This window comes from Pseudomonas sp. Snoq117.2 (assembly GCF_900110545.1).
GTDB classification, from domain to species: domain Bacteria; phylum Pseudomonadota; class Gammaproteobacteria; order Pseudomonadales; family Pseudomonadaceae; genus Chryseomonas; species Chryseomonas benzopyrenica.
Genome location: NZ_FOED01000042.1, coordinates 1 through 2,935, shown reverse-complemented (window position 1 = coordinate 2,935; position 2,935 = coordinate 1). Strand labels below are relative to the sequence as shown.

Sequence of the window (2,935 nt, the reverse complement as noted above, 5' to 3'; positions counted from 1 at the left end):
TGCCGGTGACTGGGCCATTCGGGATGCCAACGCTCTACCTGCCCCCTGCCGTATGGGAAACCGCCTCTCGCCGATTTGCGCGGGAGCTGGGCGCCTGGCGCAGGGGAAGCCGGGTTATCGCTATCGCTCAAATCGCGCAGCGGCCGGGTAAAGCCCACCAGGCGGATGTGCTCGAGGTCGCGCTGATGCAGGTGAGCGATCAGTGGATTCCGCTTGATTCAGACCTGGAAGGCAAGGTCGAGCAGAAGCTGCGGGATGAGGGGCGCAAGTTCGACAAGCCGTTGCGCTACGACGCCGATGAGTGCGCTGTCTTCCCAAACTTCTGGCTGCTCGACATGCAGCAGGACTTCGCTCTCGAGGTCTTCGGCATGGCCACGCCGCAGTACCTGGCGCGGCGCGGCACCAAAGAGCACTGGTACTGCAGCGAGTACGGCAAGACGGGCTGGTGGCGCTGGGACGCGACCCAGGATCCTCGGGGAGAACACATACCGGCGTTCCCCGCGGCATACGTGTCTTCCAGATAGGTCAACGTGAAACCGGGCTAGCAGCGCAAACGTCCGGGCTCACTGTCGGTTTCCGAAATTGCTGCGAAATTCTGGAAACAATTGAACGGAAATTAGCCAATGACAGCAATCGACCCAAAGCTGACGCTGGCGGTGAGCAGCTACCGGCCAAGCGGGCTGCTATAAGCGTCTGCCCTAACATCCCGTCGAGCACAAGGGCATACGCGTCTGGTTCGGTTCGGTACACTATGCGTCCAAAGCGGGGCACTTGTGGCCGACCGGCTATAGCCTCCTGACCATCAAGGTCTGCAACCTACGGTGCAGCCTGAACTCCGCAAGCGGCAGCTGAACCCTCTCCACTACCCACTCTTTCGCAGGGGTTGAAGACATGAGCGAGAGTGAAAATTTCTTTGAAGCCACGCCGCCTCATTACATGCAGCTTTCCGCGATCCAGGATGGCGGGACTAGAAACGCTCACGGCGTTGCTGATCTGCATGGCATCGCCGTGGCGCGAGGATTGATCAGCATAAGTTTTTCGGCTGTTAGGCTTGTTGATCGATATGTGGCCTATCGAGTGCCCGCTCATTGCAGAGAATGACGCGGTCATCCAGTAGGTGTTGCGACAACTAATCGGTTAGACGTTTATGGCGCTGTCTTCCATAAGGCGCTACCTATGACTCCTTCTCGTTCCCTACGTGTTCAATTGCTAATGCTCATTGGCAGCGGCCTGGTGCTGTTGTTGATTCTCGCCTTAGCCGGTTTTGGCTTGCTATCCCAGCAACTGGACGGCTATCAACGGTTGCTCCAGGGACCTCTGGAGGAAGCGCGCCTGGTGGACGCCACAAACCTCGCATTCAAATCTCAGGTACAGGAATGGAAGAACGTGCTGCTACGTGGCGGCGCCGCCGACCAGCGCGAGCGCTACTGGAGGCAATTCCAGGATGAGGAGACCGGCGTCCAAGACCTGCTGGCGCAGCTGCAGCGCAGCGCCGGTGACACTGAATTGGGCCAGCGCCTGCATCAGTTGGCCCAGAGTCACCGTGACCTGGGCGAGGCTTATCGCCGAGGACTGGCAGCTTATGTGGCGGCCAACTTCGTCGCCGCCCAGGGTGATACTGCGGTTAAAGGCATCGACCGGGCCACCAGCGAGCAGCTGTCCGGCCTGGTCACGTCCCTACACCAGCGCGCCAGCGACCAGGCCCAGCGCTTGGCCGCTGAGGCACGCCAGACCGTCCTAGTGGTGGTCTGTGCCATGCTGGCTTTCGCCATCCTGATCGCCTTGCTAAGCGTCTGGCTAGTCAACCGGCGCATCGTCGGACCGCTCGCCCTAGTCACCGAGCAGCTGGTTCGTCTCAGTGAGGGACGCTTCGGTCAGCCGCTGGCCGAGACGCGCCGCGACGAAGTGGGGCGGTTGTCTCGCGCCGCCAACCGCCTGCGGGATTTCTTCACCGACCTAGGCGGGCAGCTGCGCCAGGGCACTGAGGCGCTGGACGCCACCACCCAGGAACTAGGCGCAATCGCCCAGCGCAGTGGCGCGGGCATCCGTGACCAGTTCTCCCGTACCGATCAGGTGGCCACTGCCATGCACGAGATGAGTGCTACGGCGGAAGAGGTGGCCCGGCATTCCGGCAGCGCCGCGACGGCGGCCAACGAAGCGGATCGCGCTGCGCAGGAGGGCGAAGCGAGCATGACTCTAACCGTCGCCACTATCGAGCGGATGCATCGGGAAGTCTCCCGCACCGCAGAGGTCATCGCCCGCCTGGAAAGCGACAGCGATCGTATTGGCAGTGTGCTGGAGGTGATCCGCGGCATCGCCGATCAGACTAACCTATTGGCGCTCAACGCCGCGATCGAGGCGGCCCGAGCCGGGGACGCCGGCCGTGGCTTCGCTGTGGTGGCCGACGAGGTACGCAACTTGGCGGTGCGCACCTCTAGTTCTATCAGCGAGATCCATCAGCTAATTGCCACGCTGCAGGGCGCGGCCTACGAAGCCGCTGAAGCGGTGCGAGCGGGTGCCGCCGAAAGCACTGCCGGCCGCGACCAAGTGGTGGCTTCTGGCGAGCGCCTGCGAAGCATCACCAAAGCGGTGGAGGCCATCCGCGACATGAACCGGCAAATCGCTACCGCTGCCGAGGAGCAGACCTCGGTGGCCGAGGACATCGCACGCAACCTAGTGGAAATTGTCACTGTGGCTCGCCACAATGAGGAGGACCTGCAGCGGACCCAGAGCGCCAGCGAGCGCTTACAGGGCGTTTCCCTGGGCCTCTCCAGCCTCGCCGGCCGACTCCGGGACTAAACTCTTAAGCTCCTATACAGGCGGAGTTATCTCGGGTTCTACGGGTTCTACCCCATTTCCACGGACGGTTTGAAAAGGGCTGAAAACTTCAGAGCTTGCCGGGCGACTCTACGGCGCATTCGTGGGTTATGAAACC

The 2,935-nt window shown here is 62.0% G+C and carries 3 protein-coding genes and 1 pseudogene; all 4 read left to right on the top strand.

Features of this window, described 5'->3' with window-relative positions:
* Positions 1 to 524: DUF1173 family protein (locus BMZ43_RS25890; RefSeq protein WP_143075349.1), on the top strand; the 524-nt coding region annotated here is incomplete at its 5' end.
* A gap of 367 nt (positions 525 to 891) precedes the next feature.
* A complete protein-coding gene (locus BMZ43_RS26375; protein ID WP_143075348.1) occupies positions 892 to 1,101 on the top strand; it encodes a hypothetical protein in 210 nt (69 codons plus the stop codon).
* A 75-nt stretch (positions 1,102 to 1,176) separates the two neighbouring features.
* Positions 1,177 to 1,929, top strand: a pseudogene (locus BMZ43_RS27575) (HAMP domain-containing protein); the annotation flags it as partial.
* A 156-nt stretch (positions 1,930 to 2,085) separates the two neighbouring features.
* Entirely contained in the window at positions 2,086 to 2,799 is a 714-nt protein-coding gene (locus tag BMZ43_RS27570) for a methyl-accepting chemotaxis protein (RefSeq protein WP_371913907.1), read from the top strand.
* The last annotated feature ends 136 nt before the right edge of the window (positions 2,800 to 2,935 follow it).

Excerpts from the sequence above, each read along its gene's own strand:
- BMZ43_RS26375 (WP_143075348.1), top strand. The coding sequence starts at position 892 with ATGAGCGAGAGTGAAAATTTCTTTGAAGCCACGCCGCCTCATTACATG.
- BMZ43_RS27570 (WP_371913907.1), top strand. The coding sequence starts at position 2,086 with ATGCACGAGATGAGTGCTACGGCGGAAGAGGTGGCCCGGCATTCCGGC.